Source organism: Paenibacillus sp. PK1-4R (assembly GCF_030369595.1).
GTDB lineage: Bacteria > Bacillota > Bacilli > Paenibacillales > Paenibacillaceae > Paenibacillus.
Window position 1 is genome coordinate 2828860 of sequence record NZ_CP126535.1, and the last position, 16360, is coordinate 2845219.

The 16360-nt window shown below is 47.6% G+C and carries 13 protein-coding genes; 7 read left to right on the forward strand and 6 right to left on the reverse strand.

Annotation, left to right across the window (positions count from 1 at the left end; translation table 11 throughout):
- The first annotated feature begins 392 nt into the window (after positions 1–392).
- From QNO02_RS12555 to QNO02_RS12580, 6 genes are all read left to right on the forward strand, one after another.
- Positions 393–1391: an ABC transporter substrate-binding protein gene (locus tag QNO02_RS12555; RefSeq protein ID WP_133384493.1), complete on the forward strand. Its 999-nt coding sequence runs from the start codon at positions 393–395 to the stop codon at positions 1389–1391.
- A 157-nt stretch (positions 1392–1548) separates the two neighbouring features.
- On the forward strand, positions 1549–2169 hold the full coding sequence (locus tag QNO02_RS12560; protein WP_249910932.1) for a flavin reductase family protein: 621 nt from the start codon (positions 1549–1551) through the stop codon (positions 2167–2169).
- A 233-nt stretch (positions 2170–2402) separates the two neighbouring features.
- The gene (locus QNO02_RS12565; RefSeq protein ID WP_249910931.1) at positions 2403–3557 is read left to right on the forward strand and encodes a type III polyketide synthase; all 1155 of its coding nucleotides are present in this window, start codon (positions 2403–2405) and stop codon (positions 3555–3557) included.
- A gap of 108 nt (positions 3558–3665) precedes the next feature.
- Complete coding sequence (locus QNO02_RS12570; protein ID WP_249910930.1) at positions 3666–5912, forward strand: MMPL family transporter; 2247 nt, start codon at positions 3666–3668, stop codon at positions 5910–5912.
- 189 nt (positions 5913–6101) lie between these two features.
- Positions 6102–7121: a dienelactone hydrolase family protein gene (locus tag QNO02_RS12575; protein ID WP_289392219.1), complete on the forward strand. Its 1020-nt coding sequence runs from the start codon at positions 6102–6104 to the stop codon at positions 7119–7121.
- Between the two features lie 108 nt (positions 7122–7229).
- Complete coding sequence (locus QNO02_RS12580; protein ID WP_289392762.1) at positions 7230–8345, forward strand: rhamnogalacturonan acetylesterase; 1116 nt, start codon at positions 7230–7232, stop codon at positions 8343–8345.
- Between the two features lie 130 nt (positions 8346–8475).
- On the opposite strand, the gene mnhG is transcribed toward QNO02_RS12580, so the two are convergent.
- From mnhG to QNO02_RS12610, 6 genes are read right to left on the reverse strand one after another with little or no spacing between them, the layout of a single operon-like run.
- Positions 8476–8868: a monovalent cation/H(+) antiporter subunit G gene (mnhG, locus tag QNO02_RS12585; RefSeq protein WP_076249568.1), complete on the reverse strand. Its 393-nt coding sequence runs from the start codon at positions 8866–8868 to the stop codon at positions 8476–8478.
- Positions 8852–9136 carry a Na(+)/H(+) antiporter subunit F1 gene (locus QNO02_RS12590; RefSeq protein WP_017688855.1) on the reverse strand — a complete coding sequence of 95 codons (285 nt, stop codon included), beginning with the start codon at positions 9134–9136 and terminating at the stop codon, positions 8852–8854. Before QNO02_RS12590 ends, mnhG begins: the two co-directional genes overlap by 17 nt.
- Positions 9136–9612: a Na+/H+ antiporter subunit E gene (locus QNO02_RS12595; protein ID WP_036608718.1), complete on the reverse strand. Its 477-nt coding sequence runs from the start codon at positions 9610–9612 to the stop codon at positions 9136–9138. Before QNO02_RS12595 ends, QNO02_RS12590 begins: the two co-directional genes overlap by 1 nt.
- Before the next feature lie 6 nt (positions 9613–9618).
- Positions 9619–11097, reverse strand: coding sequence for a Na+/H+ antiporter subunit D (locus QNO02_RS12600; protein ID WP_036608717.1), 1479 nt, complete (start codon positions 11095–11097; stop codon positions 9619–9621).
- Positions 11090–11428 carry a Na(+)/H(+) antiporter subunit C gene (locus QNO02_RS12605; protein ID WP_036608715.1) on the reverse strand — a complete coding sequence of 113 codons (339 nt, stop codon included), beginning with the start codon at positions 11426–11428 and terminating at the stop codon, positions 11090–11092. The genes QNO02_RS12600 and QNO02_RS12605 overlap by 8 nt, the downstream gene beginning before the upstream one ends.
- 1 nt (position 11429) lies before the next feature.
- Entirely contained in the window at positions 11430–14384 is a 2955-nt protein-coding gene (locus tag QNO02_RS12610) for a Na+/H+ antiporter subunit A (RefSeq protein ID WP_091034942.1), read from the reverse strand.
- A gap of 301 nt (positions 14385–14685) precedes the next feature.
- Here QNO02_RS12610 and QNO02_RS12615 point away from each other — a divergent pair, with 301 nt between their 5' ends.
- Positions 14686–16326: a sensor domain-containing diguanylate cyclase gene (locus QNO02_RS12615; protein ID WP_091031360.1), complete on the forward strand. Its 1641-nt coding sequence runs from the start codon at positions 14686–14688 to the stop codon at positions 16324–16326.
- Positions 16327–16360: the final 34 nt, after the last annotated feature.

Sequence of the window (16360 nt, forward strand, 5' to 3'; positions counted from 1 at the left end):
AGTGCCGCCAAGAAGATTTTATATGATCTATATAGTTGAACTAATCATTTACACCAAACGGAGAAGATAGAAAAAACCTGAAAAAGCGAAGCGCTCGCATTTATCACCGGATTTTCCCTTAGAGAAAAGGGAATCGAAAAAATCTGGGAATAACAGCGATTGGAAGGTTGTTCTATCATCGTAGTGTTAGTGTAAATAAATTTTAGTTCAACTGTATAGCGCAGAATATAATCGAATTGACAACTGAACTGATAACAATTATCATTGTCAATGGAATCGGACAAATGTACATACGGATATTATATGTATCAATAATAGTTTCAATATTTTTGAACGTTGATATCTGTCCCAATACAGCCAATAAGGTTTCCATATTGAAAGGGGATAATAAATTGTTTAAGAGAAATAAAAAGATGATCCTACTTCTGATTACGGTAATGGTCATGTCCATCTGGTTGGCCGCGTGTGGAGCGAAGCCTGCAGAGAACGGAGCAGCAGGAGAGAACGATACAACAACGGAGACAGAGACACAAACAGAAGTCCCGACAGAGCGCACACTAACAGATGCTATGGGACATGAAGTAACCATCCCGGCTAATCCTGAGCGTGTCATCGCGTCTTATCTGGAAGACCATCTCGTTACACTCGGTGTTAAGCCAGCAGCACAGTGGTCCATCAACAACGGCAGTGGTTTGCAGGATTATCTGCAAAACGATCTGAATGGCATACCTGGTATTGCAAGTGACCTACCTTTTGAAGCCATGGCCAGTTTCTCACCAGACCTGATTATTATGGGTTCTGAAAGTACAGTTGAAGGGGAGAAATACGAACAATACAATAAAATTGCCCCTACGTATGTACTCGGAGATGAGGTCAACAAGGATTGGCGTCAGGCTCTGCTCAAGATCGGCGAGCTTCTGAACAAATCGGATGTAGCGCAGAAGGCGCTTGACGATTATGATGCCAAAGCAAAGGATGTCAAAGAAAAAGTAACTGCTGTTACTGGAGGAACAAAATCGGCCGCAGCGTTGTGGTTGTTCAATAACAAGTTTTATGTTGTAAGCAACAATGTTTCCAGTGGTGAAGTGATGTACAACGAACTTGGACTTGCAGAGCCTAATGTTGTGAAGGAAGCATCCGCAAAGGCAACGGGTAACTGGTCTGAGATTTCATTGGAGAAGATCGCGGAAATGGACGCAGACTATCTTTTCCTGGTGAACAGTGACAAGGGAGCAGGCTCAGAAGCGCTGAAAGATGCCGTATGGCAGAGCATCCCTGCTGTAAAGACAGGTAATGTGTTTGAATTTGAAAGCACAAGCAGCTGGTTGTACAGTGGCGTTCAAGCAAATACGCAAATTCTGCAAGATATTCAAAGCAGTATTGTGAAGTAACAACCAAACATATGCGAAACAGTCATTTGAACGCTTTGATGCCATGAGCATCAAGGCGTTTTTTGTTTTTTGAACAGATATGGATATATAATAACGAGGAAGTAACGTAAGTGAACCACGATTAACGTAACATGAGCATGGAAGGGGATATTTACATATGTATACATTGGATCCACGTGAAATAACGGGAAGAGACAATTATAAACTGATGAGTGGTTCGGTGGTACCACGTCCAATTGCTTTTGTGACGACACTTTCAGATGAGAATGGTGTAATTAATGCAGCGCCTTTTAGTTTCTTTAATGTGGTTAGTTCGGACCCACCGCTGTTATCCATATCCATTGCACGTAAAGACGGTGCCATGAAAGATACTGCACGTAATGTGCTTGCTCATCAAGAACTGGTCGTGCATATCTGTGATGAAGCAATCATAACAGAAGTGAATGAGACAGCAGCCATACTGGAACCCCACGAAAGTGAGTTAGAGCGGACAAAACTTACTACAGTGCCAAGTACCAAGGTTGCTGTGCCAGGAATTCAGGAAGCACTCATTCGGATGGAGTGTGAGCTGTATCAGCACATTCCCATCACGAATGATGAGGGCAAACCCACGAGCGACTTGCTGCTGGTACGTATTGTACAGTATCATTTCAGCGAACAAGTCTACAATCCGGACAAGGGCTATATCCTGATGGATCATTTGAAACCAGTCAGCCGACTGGCGGGTAATGATTATGCCAAGCTTGGGGAGAGATTCACGGTGATTCGACCTGAATAGTTCTGACAGATCGAACATGTAATAAGGAATGGGTTTAATCCGGTAGCAAAGGCGGACAGCACGTGCGAAACTCGCATATGTTGTCCGCCTTTGCTTGTTAATATGAACATAAACAGGACAGGTAGTGAATAGACTTGTACTATATCCTGCACATATGTCATATGAACCTATTTTATATATAGGTTGTTTAAAAAGCCTACTTTTGAACACGTACGATATAGGAGGTTAAGCCGATGAACCAGCTTGAGGCAACAACTGGGGCAAGTATTATGGGAATAGGAACGGCGTGGCCTGCCCACCGTATTGAGCAAAAGGATGTGTCCGCCCGTCTCGCACAGGCGCTGGAACATGAGCCGGATGCGAGAAGATGGGCGAAGCGAATCTTTAATCAGTGCGGTGTGGAGACTCGTTATACATGTGAACCGAATCTGCTTGAGCCTGTGGAGGCTTGCCGATATTTACCCTTTACTTCTGTGGAGGAAGTCCCGACTACAGCCGAGCGTATGGCAAAATACAAAGCTGCTGCTGTTCCACTTGGTCTGGAAGCGGCCGGACAGGCCCTTCAGGATGCAGACATATCCTCCTCGGAACTTACACATCTCATTACGGTGAGTTGCACGGGGCAATTCCTGCCCGGACTTGATGTTCGGCTGATCCAGCAGCTTGAACTTTCACCGCAGATCAACCGGATTCCACTGGTGTTTCAAGGATGTGCAGCCGGTCTAAAGGCGATCCAACTGGCGAATTCCATTGTAACGACAGATCAGAAGGCTACAGTTCTCATCGTGTGTGTGGAACTATGCACACTTCACTTTCAGCCATCTGCCAAACGGGACGACCTGTATGCCGCATCGTTTTTCGGAGACGGTGCCTCTGCCTGTGTTATTGGTGCGTCCGGAACAGACCGCAATGAATGTTTTCGATTAGGTCGTGGGCAATCAACGCTGCTCCCGGATTGTGCAGAAGAAATGATCTGGGAAGTGGGCAATACAGGTTTTGATCTCTACCTGTCACCACAGATTCCGAAGCTGCTTGGTTTGCATCTCGGTCCAGAGGTAGAGCGGTTGCTGGAGGGTAGCAGTTTACCGGAAATATGGGCGATCCATCCGGGAGGCAGAGGCATCGTGGATGCCGTTCAGAAGCTATATCAGTTGACAGATGAGCAGGTCTCCTACAGCCGAAACATCCTGCGGGATTATGGCAACCTGTCGTCCGTGACGATTCTTTTTGTTCTTCAAGCCATCCGCGAGGATTACAGACAGAAGGAAGAGCATTCCAGTGGGATAGCGCTGGCCTTTGGCCCGGGATTAACAGCAGAGTTACTTCCTTTTACATACATCCCTGCCCCCATAGCGAACAGAACACCTGTGAATCATGGTATCCAATAGTTCGCGAACCCGAGTGAAGGAGACATACACCGCAAGTGTATGAATGTGCTTATGATCTTACCGATGAACATAATCGAATGACTAATCTGATCGCAGAGGAGCTTAGGTATGGGTTATCGCAGACTTGCTGCCTTCATCAGCCGATATCCGCGGTTCATTATTCTCTGCTGGGTATTTATCATCGGGATGTCAGCGGTCTGGGCATATAAGTTACCTGATATTGTTCAAGATCACGGATTAAAAAGGGTTCACGGGGATGCGCAAGCAGTTGAAGCTGTTCTGGAGGACGAATTCGGTTCTCCTGCTGATCCGGTTATTCTGGTTTTTGAGAAAAAGGAAAATACCTCGCCGTTACAGTTCCGGCAGTGGATCAAGGATCGTTTGACACAGGTTCAAGTGTTGCCTGAGGTAACATCTATCACGTCCCCTTTGGATGCTGGAGAAAGGGTGACGTTTCAAGACCATAGGGCATATGCCCTTGTGAAAATGGATGTGCCCCCGCATCAGATGGGTCCCCCACTGGAGCAGTTGCGCGCCGTGCTGGCAACAGACGGTCCAGGTACGGTGCAATTGACGGGAAAGGTAGTCGTCCAGCAGGATGTCAATCATCTGAGCTTTCGTGATCTGGAACGGGCAGAGATGGTGGGACTGCCGATTGCCCTGATCGTTTTGTGTTTTGCATTCAGGGGGCTATATGCCGCGTTGATTGCTGTCATGATGGGGATCAGTGCTGTGATTACCGCTATGGGAGTCACGTCACTCCTTGGTTATCATCTGGAATTGTCCAACTTTATCATTAATGTGATTCCCATGGTGGGCATGGCACTGAGCACAGACTTTGCCCTGATCATCCTGAGCAGGTACAGGGAAGAACTTCAGCGGGTGTATGAAGATGAAGGCAAAGCTAACGTTACGGGCAGCAGCCTGGATATGCAGAGCGAGGTTTTGCGGAGCGAGATTCTTCAGCGAACATTACGTACAGCAGGCAGAGCGGTGTTGTTCTCGGCAGCTTGCGTGCTCCTTGGGCTGCTGGGTCTGCTCTGGATCAGACTGCCGATGTTTCTGAGTGTCTCCTTGGGGGCTATTATTGTTCTGCTCCTATCGCTACTGTTAAATGTTACGCTGCTGCCAGCTCTGCTGTCACTGTCTGCGGATCGGGTCTTCAGGCGAAAGTTAGTCCATTTGTTACCCAGAAGCTCGGTCTGGCATAGATGGTCAGCAATGGTCATGAAACGACCAGTCAGTATGGCCATTGGAGGTACCGTTGTGCTGCTTCTGTGCGTCTATCCAGTGACCCGGTTGGAACTGTCTGTCCCGGATGCTTCTTCACTGCCAGAGAGAATGGAGTCCCGCCAGGCAGCAGAGCAGTTGCAATATGATCTGGGGCAAAAGGACACCTCCGCTATCGAGATTCTGATTGGCGGACAGCAGGAACGGTTGACTGCCTCACACTGGCAGATGGCCCACAACAAAGCCCGTCAACTACTGCAGGACTCAGACGTATTGAGCATTGTTTCACCATGGGGCCTATTACAGCCGAATCAAACTGGCTCGCAAAGTCTTTTTCGGATCCCACCGTCGTCGCTCACTCCTTCCATAGAAGGCAAACAGTCAACAAGGACGGCATGGCTGCGTTCAACGGTCTCTGAGCATTCCATACGATTGATAGCCACCGTGCACGGGGGGCCTGGTTCGGAACAGGTTGCAGACTGGCATGAACGAATGAGGAATAGCGATCATGCACCAGGTTTCAACAACGTAAAAATACGTTATGGTGGGGAAGCTGCCAAGCAGTATGAAATAATGCAGGAAGTCACAAGTCAACTGCCCAAAGTGCTGGTATTTGTAGTGGTCACCAATTATCTTGTGTTACTGGCGGCATTCCGATCGATGCTCATTCCAATCAAGGCAATTGTGATGAATCTGCTCAGCTTAGCCGCTTCATTTGGCATATTGGTGTGGGTGTTCAATGAAGGACATCTGGGTATGGAGTCGTCAGCCATTGCCATTATGATTCCTGTATTCATTGCAGGATTGGTGTTTGGCATATCCATGGATTATGGTGTGTTTATGCTGAGCCGTATTCAGGAAGTGTATAGACGAACCGGAGACAGTGATGTGGCTGTCCAACAGGGATTGGCTTCTACAGGCCGTCTGGTTACCTCCGCAGCGGCAATTCTGCTTGCGGTGACCGTGCCGTTTGCTTTTGCTGAAGTCGCAGGTGTGAGGCAGTTAGGGATCGGAATCACGGCAGCGGTGTTGATTGATGTTACGTTGATTCGTCTAATACTGGTACCTGCGCTGATGAAATTAATGGGCAGGTGGAACTGGTGGCTGCCAGGTCAGATAAAATGAAGGGTATTTCCGTAACCTGTCTTCAGGTTGGAGATATCCTTTTTGGCTAGAAATCGTGTGATTCCATTCAAAACAGGCAAACATGTTCAATTCATGGCTGACCTAGATGTTCTATAATGGATGGGATTAATTCCATATGATAGTATTTCATCTACGTTAACCTATGAAAAACAGGAGGAACACAGGCCCATGTCGGATATTGAAGCCTATCTACAACAACAAACGAATCTCCGTGGTCGTTCCGCGTATCATGCAGATCAACCCCTGGAATTATGGCGCAGTCAGTTACGTACCCGCGTGAAAGAGCGGCTGGGCGGTTTTCCAACAATGGGTGCAGCACTGAATCCTGTCTTACTGGAGCGCATTACATGTGACGGATATATTCGGGAGCGGATTGAAATCACAACCTATGCAGGACTTCGCATGCCTGTGTATTTATTAATTCCAGGTGAGGGTAACGTTACCGATACTAAGAGACCTGCTATCATTGCTTGCCATGGGCATGGCTACGGTAGCCGAGAGATATCGGGTATGGAACCGGATGGGTCACCGCGGACAGGAGAGCCCGGATTACACAAGGACTTTGCAGTAGCTCTTGTGAAGCGTGGATATGTGGTTGCGGCTCCAGAGCTGCTCGGGTTTGGTGATCGAAGACTGGAAGAAGACCGCGATTCGCCACCGGGGGTAAGTTCCTGTACGAAGATTGCCGCGCATCTGCTCATGGTGGGGAAAACTCTCGCCGGGCATCGGGTATATGAAACAACACGAGTACTGGATTATATATCAACACGACCTGAAGTGGACTCGGAGCGAATTGGGAGCATGGGCATCTCGGGCGGCGGTCTGGTGACCGCATTTACAGCCGCATTGGATGAACGGTTCCGTGCAGCTGTAGTAAGTGGTTATGCAAATACATTTCAGGGCAGCATACTGGACCGGAACCATTGTCTCGACAACTATGTGCCAGGTATCCTGCGTGAAGCGGAGTTGCCGGATCTCATTGGCCTGATTGTGCCTAGACCACTCTTTATTGAAGCCGGAAGTGATGACCAGGTGTTCCCGATCCATGCAGCGAGAGAGGCGTATGCGCGTTTGACACACATATATGAGCAGGCGGGAGCATCAGAATCATTGGATGCGGATTTCTTTACAGGTGGACATGAGATTAGCGGAGCGAAGGCCTATGACTGGCTTGATCAAGTTCTGTGAAGTTGTGGATCGTGCACCGAGTTAATTCTGATTCGAGAGGAGAATCCAGTGATGAAATGGTCAACATCGGTAAAGTTTCTGCTCTGTCTTGTTCTGTTTGCAAGTACGATGGGCATTGGTCTGGGAAGCAGTGGAGGGCAAGTCGCCGAAGCGGCAACGGACAATTACAGATTTGATTTTGGTTCGGGTGCTGTTGAGAGCGGTTACACAGGTGTGTCCGCAGGAGATGCCTATACTGCGACCAAAGGATATGGGTTCAATACACCTGCCAATATGCGAAATGTGTCTGCCTCCGGAAGCGGAGTGATGAGCGACGCTGTCCAGTTTCTGACTTACGGCACTAAGAGCACCAATACCTTCAATGTGAATCTGTCCAATGGACTATATGAAGTTAAAGTGGTCCTGGGCAATACAGCCAGAGCGAGTGTAGCGGCAGAAGGTGTATACCAGATCATCAATATGACGGGTAACGGGGCGACGGATAAATTTCAAATTCCGATAACAGACGGGCAATTAAATTTGCTCATTACGGAAGGAAAGACAGGCACCGCCTTCACACTTAGTGCACTCGAAATCCGAAAGTTATCCAATCAGACCGTTACCAACCGCACAATCTACATTGGTGGTGATTCAACAGTTTGTAATTACTATCCGCTGGGTAGCAGTGTACAAGGAGGTTGGGGACAGCTGTTTCCGTCTTATGTGAACAATGCTACCTTCCAGGTTCGAAATATGGCGTCAAGTGGTCAATTTGCGAGAGGTTTCCGCGATGATGGTCAGATGGAAGCGATTCTGAAGTATATCAAGCCGGGAGATTATTTTATTTTGCAATTCGGAATTAACGATACTAATGCCAAGAACAATACAACGGAGGCGCAGTTCAAGGAGATTATGCGGGATATGGTACGTCAGGCGAAGAACAAAGGAGCAACGGTTATCCTCTCCACGCCTCAGGGCCGGGCAACAGATTTTAATACAGCCAATGTACATCAAGCGGAGAATCGCTGGTACAATCAATCCACACGTGCACTCGCTCAGGAAGAGGGGGTTACCCTTGTTGAACTGAACAAGCTGAGTTCTGCCTATTTCACGTCTATTGGTCCTGCGGCAACACTTGCTCTGTATTTGACAGGGGATAGTCTGCATCCGAATCGTCAAGGGGCTGCGGAGCTTGCACGTATTGTGGCTGCGGATCTGAGAAGACAGGGACTGAATGGATTCTGACTTTACTACTTAATCAGTCTGCATAATCAGTGCTTGATATGATCCGTGTATGAAAAATAAAAATACCCCCGGGAACATACCGCGAAACGAGCGGCAGATCCTCGGGGGTATTCGTTATGCCTCGGGGGGATTACTCCATCATATCCTTGGCTTCATGGTTCACTTTTTTCCCTTTTAACAAGGGTTCCAGTTCATCTTGCACGCTCTGCTCCCACAGTGGTACATCTGTGCGATAGGCGGCCCGACCATTCAGATGTCCGGCGACCGGAGCTGTGATGAATACAAACAGGATACCTAACAACAAGCGGGCACTGATATAGTTATCGAAATACCAGAAGTAGAAAAATGTAGCGCTTAATACACAGAACACACCAAGCGTCATACTTTTGGTTGCGGCATGGGCACGTAGATATACATCAGGCAGACGAATAAGTCCGAATGCACTGAGTGCACTGAGTAGTGCACCGAGCAGTACGAGTAGACCTATAGCTGTTTCAGCGGTTACTTTAACGATCTCCATCATTTTTGAATACCGCCCCCCGTTCAATATAACGTGCAAATGCCACTGTACTTAGAAAAGCCAAAATGCCAATCAGTAAGATAATATCCAGATAGGCTTGGGTTTGCAGCATCATCGACAGAACGGCAACGATGGCAATCACATTGATACCGATGGTATCCAGTGCCGTGATCCGATCAGCCATGGATGGTCCCCGCAGCACTCTGTACAAGCAACCCAGAATGGCTAAGGAGAGAATGAGCAATGAGATGAACAACAGTGAGGATAACATTAACGCGTCACCTCCATAATTGCTTTTTCAAATGTATTTTGGATATCATCTCTCATTTTCTGTTCATCCTTGATATCCAGTGCGTGAATAAACAGTTTGCGTTGATTACCCGAGATCTCAAGCGGAAGAGAACCTGGTGTCAATGAGATGAGTAAGCAGAGCAGAGTAACCTCCCAATCCGAGGACAATTGAGTTTTATACGTAAAAATACCGGGCCTTATATCTAGCTTGGGCTTGATAATCTGGCGTATAACCTCAATGCTGGCTCGCACCAGTTCCTTGAACAGCAGTGTAATCAGTTTGAAGATGGCCCAGACTCGCACAATATAAAAGCGCTGGGGGAAGAATCTGCGCATCCCCCCGATGAGAAGCAGTCCGAGCAGGTAACCTATGAGAAAACCAACACCATTCCAGGCGTTGTTCAGAAACATCCATACAAAAGCAATGATAAGATTCAGTACAATCTGAAAGGCCATAGACATCTACTCCTTCAATACGGCATCAATATAAATATTGGGATGCAGTAGAATATCGCCTGCGCGGGAGGTCAATTGGAACATGCCTTCAGCCCCCACACCCATTACGATGATGAATACAAACAGAATTCCGGCAGGAATCAGCAGGCCGTTCACCGCGTAAGGGCGTCTTGTAACCCCGGCAGGCGGTTCGCCCCAGAACGCTTGTATGAAGATACGCAGTACCGAATATAACATCAACAAGCTCGAAAGCACCGCAATGCCGGTAAGACCATACAAGCCTGCCTGCAAGCCGCCTTCAAAGAGAAGCAACTTCCCTGGAAATCCACTAAATGGCGGCAAACCTGCCAAGGCAAGTGCGCTGATGAAGAACATCCAGCCGAGCAGCGGATAGCGATGGATCAGCCCGCCCATGTTATCGAGTTTGGATGTTCCGGCAACAGCGATCAAGGCACCGCCGAGCAGGAAGAGCAAAGTTTTGATTAACATATCATGCAGCATATAGAAGAGCAGACCTTCCAGTGCAGGGCGACTGGCCGCGGCCATACCAAAAGCTACAAACCCCACACCTGCGACCACGTTGTAGATGAGAATCTTGTTTACATCGCGGTATGAGATCGCACCGATGACACCAAGGACCATCGTTGCACCAGCCATCCATCCGATCAGTGCATGGAAGAAATCCGGATCATGATAGAAGATCAGTGTGAATGTTCGCACAATCGCGTACAAGCCAACCTTGGTGAGTAATCCTGCGAACAATGCAGTGACGACAGCAGGTGGTGCCGCATAAGAGCCCGAAAGCCAGAAGAACAGGAACAGCCCGGCCTTGATGCTAAATACGATCAGAAAGAGAACAGCAATTAAGGTAATGACTCCGCTCTGTCCCACCTCAGCAATTTTGACGGACAAATCTGCCATGTTCAGTGTGCCAGTTATGGAGTAGAGGAAGCCGATGGAAGCGACAAAAAGAGCTGAAGAAACGATGTTAATCAAGACATATTTGATCGTTTCCCGAAGCTGTCTTTCCGTGCCTCCCAATACGATTAGTGCATAGGAAGAGATGAGCATCAGTTCAAAGCTGACAAACAAATTGAACAAATCTCCGGTTAGGAATGAACCGTTAACGCCTGCGATCAGAAAATGAAAGAACGGATAGAAGTGGTGCTCTTCCCGCTCCTTGTTCACACTGCGGAACGCATACAGCAGACACGCCAGTGCAATGATGGAAGCGGCAACGACAAGTAGCGCCGATACCATGTCCGCAACAAGCACAATACCATAGGGAGGTGCCCATCCACCCATATTAAGTGTTAGAACTCCAGTCTGAGCTACCCGCGTAATGAGTATCGTTGAGACCGCTGCTGTAAACAAAAGTCCAATGACACTAATGATCCGCTGGATATTTGTTTTCCGGAAAAATAGCAGAGCCAGAACACCTGTAATCAAAGGTAAAAGAATGGGCAGAACGACGAGATTATTCATATGGGCGCCCCCTTACTTCTTCCATATCGTCTGTTCTCAGCTTCAGATAAGAACGATAGGAGAGAACAAAGAAGAACGCAGTGAGTCCGAAATTAATAACAATCGAAGTTAGTATCAAAGCCTGAGGAAGAGGATCGACATAACGTTCAGCCATCTCCCCAAGCAGTGGTGGTGCCCCGGTTTTGAGACGTGACATGGTGATCAAGAGCAGATGCACGCCATGGGTTAGTATGGACATGCCAAGTACGATACGGAGCAGGCTCCGCGACAAGATTAAAAAGACGGCAACCGCAAACAGAATGCCAACGGCTACACACATCAATATTTCCATATCAGCGATCCTCCCCGATCTGTAGAATGATGGTCATGGTGACACCCAGGACAGCGAGATACACGCCAAGATCAAACAGCATGGCTGTGGCGAGTTCTGTCTCTCCCAGCAAAGGAAGTTCGAAATAACCGAAGGTTTGGCTGAGGAACGGGACTCCGAATATAAATGAACCCGCACCCGTAAGTAAGGCTATACCTAATCCGATTCCTGTTAGAATACGGAAGTCAACCGGTAACGCTTTGCGTATCGTATCTGTACTGAATGCCAGGGCAATCAATACGAGCGCTGCCGCTGTTACCAAGCCGCCGATGAAACCTCCGCCCGGATTGTGGTGACCGGCAAAGAAGAGGTGCATGGCAAACGTCAGTATGATGAACACAACGACCTTGGTAGTCGTTTGCAGCAATACATCATTACTTTGCAAGGGGACGGTATCCCACGAGGATGAGCTGCGTTCCCGGTTACCATACTTTTTCGTATTGTCCGCTTCATCATCCAGAGCAGGTTCGGAATCATGACTCTCGTCCTTCTTACGGAACTTCAAGCGGGCTCCGAGATCTTTTGCTTCAAGGTTCAGATTAATCATGGAGTAGATGGATAACGAAGCAACGCCAAGCACCATAATCTCCAATAACGTATCGAAGCCACGGAAATCTACCAACAACACGTTCACGACATTTTTACCACCAGCCGAGTCATACGCTTCCTGAAGGAAAAAGGTAGAAATGCTGTCCAGTGAGGCTGTTCCGCTTGCGGCCAATGCAACAAAAGTCATCACAATTCCGACTGCAATCGCTACGATCATATTCACCGTGAGATAACTGCGGCTTGATTTGCCACGTTGAAGCTCAGGCAGATGGTAGAAGCAGAGCAGGAACAGTGCAACGGATACCGTCTCAACAATCATCTGTGTCAACGCCAGATCCGGCGCCCGGAAGAGTACAAACAGCAGAGTTACAAGGTAACCAACTGCTCCGGTCATAATGACTGCTGACAGTCTGTTCTTGGCAAAAGGAATCGAAACTGCAGCACCGATGAGCGTGACTAGCAGTACGACCTCGTAGAATGAGTAAGGTGCATTGCCCTGCAGATTCCAGGTGATATTTTCTCCTGAACGGAAGAAGGCATAGACCAGCAACGCGACCGTGAATGAGAAAATGTAAACGAGATAATTACGAACCGAGCCATTCATATAGGCTTCCGTCCATTTACGTGCATAATGCTGAAGATTATCCAGCACGACGTGGTACATATTGTTAATTGTTAATCCTTGTGGATAATGCTCATAAATATTCCTCCATCGTGGCAACAGCTTGTAGAGAGTGATTCCGAGAATCACGACTCCGATCGTCATAATCAGTTCCGGAGTCCATCCATGCCACAGGGAGAAATGTACATCGAAGCGCTCATTCCCATTCAAGAGGGATGGAAGCACAGCGGCCATTGCCGGTTCAATCAGTGATCCGGCCAGCAGATTCGGGAAGAGTCCGAATACAATGACAAGAACACCTAGAACAACAGGCGGAATGAGCATGCCAGCGGGCGCTTCGTGCAGCTTCTCGGCAGGGATTTCGCTTTGGCTACGACCGAGGAATGTTTTGAACACAATAATAAGCGCATAGATCAGGGTAAACACACTTGCAAGCCAAGCGAATACCGGCAATAGAACACTCCAGGACCCAAGTCCAAAGATTCGCAGATTCGTGACTTCCACCATCGCCTGGAAAAATAACTCCTTGCTCAGGAATCCGTTGAACGGCGGAATACCCGCCATGGCAAGTGAACCGATCAATGCCACGGTGAATGTAATTGGCATGAATGAAGCAAGTCCACCGAGCTTCCGAATGTCACGCGTACCCGTTTCATGATCAACAATTCCTACGACCATGAACAGAGCGGCCTTGAAGGTCGCATGATTAAACAGGTGAAGCAGCGCAGCGGTTATTGCCACAGTGTACATCGCAGAGGATTCGCCATATCCGAAGTAGAGAGCAGCAGATCCAACCCCTAAGAGGGACATGATCAGACCAAGTTGAGAGATGGTCGAATAGGCAAGAATCGCTTTGAGATCGTTTTTTTTCACCGCCAGGAATGATCCATAACACAAAGTCAGAAGACCAACGCCAGTAACGAGCCAGAACCAGAGTCCCTGTCCACCGAAGATCGGTGTAAACCGGGCTACAACGTACAGTCCAGCCTTAACCATGGTGGCTGAGTGAAGATAGGCACTGACAGGTGTTGGGGCTTCCATGGCATCCGGCAACCAGATATGGAATGGGAACTGAGCTGATTTGGTGAAAGCTCCAATCAGGATCAAGATAAGTGCGGGTAGAAATAGTGCGCTTTCCTGAAACTGACCCAATCCTGTAATGGTTGCACGAATACTGAATGTTCCGGTAATGAGATACATCATCATGAATCCGGTAAGCATGGCGAAACCGCCAAATACCGTAATCAGGAATGATTTTTGTGCTCCTGAAGTCGAGGCTTTACGTTTGTAATGGAATGCAATCAACAGGAATGACGTAATACTGGTCAATTCCCAGAATCCGTAGAGCACGATCATATTATCAGACAGCACCACGCCCAACATGGCTCCCATGAACATCAACAGATACAGGTAGAAACGGTTCAGCGCTTCTTTCATATCCATGTAGAAGATGGAGTAGAGAACAACGAGGACACCGATTCCGGTGATTAGCAGTGTCAACATGAGGCTCAAACCGTCCAGATACAGGTTAAATCCAATGTCCAGTGAAGGAATCCATGGGATATTTCCGGATACGGTATTGCGCTGTGACACAGCGGGTATTAGACTCGCAAAGTATACAAATAATAGTGCCGGGACAAGGAGAACCGGCCATCCCAAATGTAATTTACGGAAGAAACGATGCAGCATGGCAAGAAGAATGCCAGCGGCAAAAGGCAGAATAACAGCAACATGAAGCAGGCTCAACATTACACCCCCAATGTTTAGTATTTCGATTACTCTCTCTGTGACATACAGGCGCATGATCCTTTGAAGGATATGCTTGCTCTCTATATTCATAACCCAAGTATGTATATACAGAATCGTGTCTATTCTTTGAATGGAAGAAACACGGTGAAGATTTCAGTATAATATTGTATGGGCATGTATAATAAAAAAACACACAAGTTCCGATAAATATGAAAACGATTAGGTGACATTCCGTGTACTCTTTGCAGCATAGTTATGTTGAAAAGCAAGATGGTTTCACCGTGTAATGGAGGAAGTAATGTCATTCAAAATTAGAACTGTGCTTACAGTCATCTTTGCTGTGTTATCCTTGCTGGTTACCCTGACGATTGGGTCTATTTTTAGCCAAAAGTCATTTGTTGCTGTAGAGACTGAGATTGGTCACTCGCTTACAGGAACGGCCTCACAGGCATCGGACAAGCTGGATCGATTCATGTCCGCTCGCGCGGGTGAACTGGACCTGCTGGGCCAAATGGCTTCGTTGGAAGATGAATTCCAACCTGATGAGATTCAGATGCTGCTGGATCAGTTACAAGATAGCTTTCCCTCATTCTCATGGGTTGGATTCATGGACCCCAAAGGAAAAGTGTTAGCTGCTACGGATGGTATCTTGCTTGGGGAAAATTTATCAGAGCGACCTGTGTATCAGGAGGGAATCAAGGGTAAATTCATTGGAGATGTGCATAATGCAGTACTTCTTGCCAAGCTGCTTCCGAATCCAACGGGAGAGCCGTTGCAATTTGTCGATATCAGTTTTCCGCTGAAGGATAGCAAAGGAATGATTCAAGGTGTGCTCGCTGCACATTTAAGCTGGGAATGGGCGAAGGAAGTCGAGGAATCCGTGCTCGCCCCATTGAAAAGGGAAGAAAAAGACATTGAGTTCTTTATCGTGAGCAAAAAGGAACATACAGTACTGCTCGGGCCGAAGGAATGGATCGGTAAACCGTTGGTATTGCCCGGCATTAAAGAGGCCCAGCGCAACAAAAGCAGTTGGTCCATAGAAAAGTGGCCTGACGGTAATGAATATGTGACAGGGTTTGCCTACAGCCAGGGTCATCTGGATTATCCCGGATTAGGCTGGACTGTAGTCATTCGTCAAGTCAAGTCGACTGCTTTTGCTTCTGTGTTTGACCTGATGTGGTTTAATGTGTGGGCGGGACTTGCCGTTACCGTGCTATTTGCATTGATTGGCTGGTTTGTCTCACGTCTGATCTCTGCCCCACTTGTGCGTCTTACCAGAGTAGCCAATCGACTGCGTGCAGGGGAAGAGCTTGAGATTCCTGCGATTAAGGGGATTAAGGAGATTGAAGTGTTGTCCCGTTCGCTTCGGGATATGCTGACCTCTCTTATGAATAAAAACTCAGAGCTGGTCGTGATGCAGAATCTGGCGCATTTTGATCAGTTGACTAGACTGCCGAATCGCACTGCTCTTGAAGTGTATCTGGAGGAGTCTCTGGAGACCGAAAGTGAAAATCACACGCTGACTTTTCTCTATCTGGATCTCGATGGATTCAAACGGGTCAACGATACACTTGGGCATCAGACTGGAGATGTGCTGCTACAGAAAGTGGCCCAGCGATTGTCTGCTCTTGGTCAGGTGAAGGGTATAACAGTCCGATTGGGCGGGGATGAATTCCTGATTGTACTTCAATCTGTTGGAAATCATCCGAGGGAAGAAGCCATGGCTTATGCAGAAGCCATCATTCAAAGTCTGAACAAGCCGTTTATTATCGAATACGAGCGCATTCGAATTGGATGTAGCATTGGAGGAGCTGAATATCCAACCAACAGCGACAACCCAAGTGAGATAATCCGGATGGCGGACGAAGCTTTGTATGAGTCCAAACGTGCAGGGAAGAACAGAATGACATTTTATTCCGAGTTGAAGCAGGATCGTTAGCGTATAATAACATTAGCTGGGTTATCCCAATCAC

Excerpts from the sequence above, each read along its gene's own strand:
- QNO02_RS12560 (WP_249910932.1), top strand. The coding sequence starts at position 1,549 with ATGTATACATTGGATCCACGTGAAATAACGGGAAGAGACAATTATAAA.
- QNO02_RS12565 (WP_249910931.1), top strand. The coding sequence starts at position 2,403 with ATGAACCAGCTTGAGGCAACAACTGGGGCAAGTATTATGGGAATAGGA.
- QNO02_RS12570 (WP_249910930.1), top strand. The coding sequence starts at position 3,666 with ATGGGTTATCGCAGACTTGCTGCCTTCATCAGCCGATATCCGCGGTTC.
- QNO02_RS12575 (WP_289392219.1), top strand. The coding sequence starts at position 6,102 with ATGTCGGATATTGAAGCCTATCTACAACAACAAACGAATCTCCGTGGT.
- QNO02_RS12580 (WP_289392762.1), top strand. The coding sequence starts at position 7,230 with ATGGGCATTGGTCTGGGAAGCAGTGGAGGGCAAGTCGCCGAAGCGGCA.
- mnhG (WP_076249568.1), bottom strand. The coding sequence starts at position 8,868 with ATGATGGAGATCGTTAAAGTAACCGCTGAAACAGCTATAGGTCTACTC.
- QNO02_RS12590 (WP_017688855.1), bottom strand. The coding sequence starts at position 9,136 with ATGTTATCCTCACTGTTGTTCATCTCATTGCTCATTCTCTCCTTAGCC.
- QNO02_RS12595 (WP_036608718.1), bottom strand. The coding sequence starts at position 9,612 with ATGGCCTTTCAGATTGTACTGAATCTTATCATTGCTTTTGTATGGATG.
- QNO02_RS12600 (WP_036608717.1), bottom strand. The coding sequence starts at position 11,097 with ATGAATAATCTCGTCGTTCTGCCCATTCTTTTACCTTTGATTACAGGT.
- QNO02_RS12605 (WP_036608715.1), bottom strand. The coding sequence starts at position 11,428 with ATGGAAATATTGATGTGTGTAGCCGTTGGCATTCTGTTTGCGGTTGCC.
- QNO02_RS12615 (WP_091031360.1), top strand. The coding sequence starts at position 14,686 with ATGTCATTCAAAATTAGAACTGTGCTTACAGTCATCTTTGCTGTGTTA.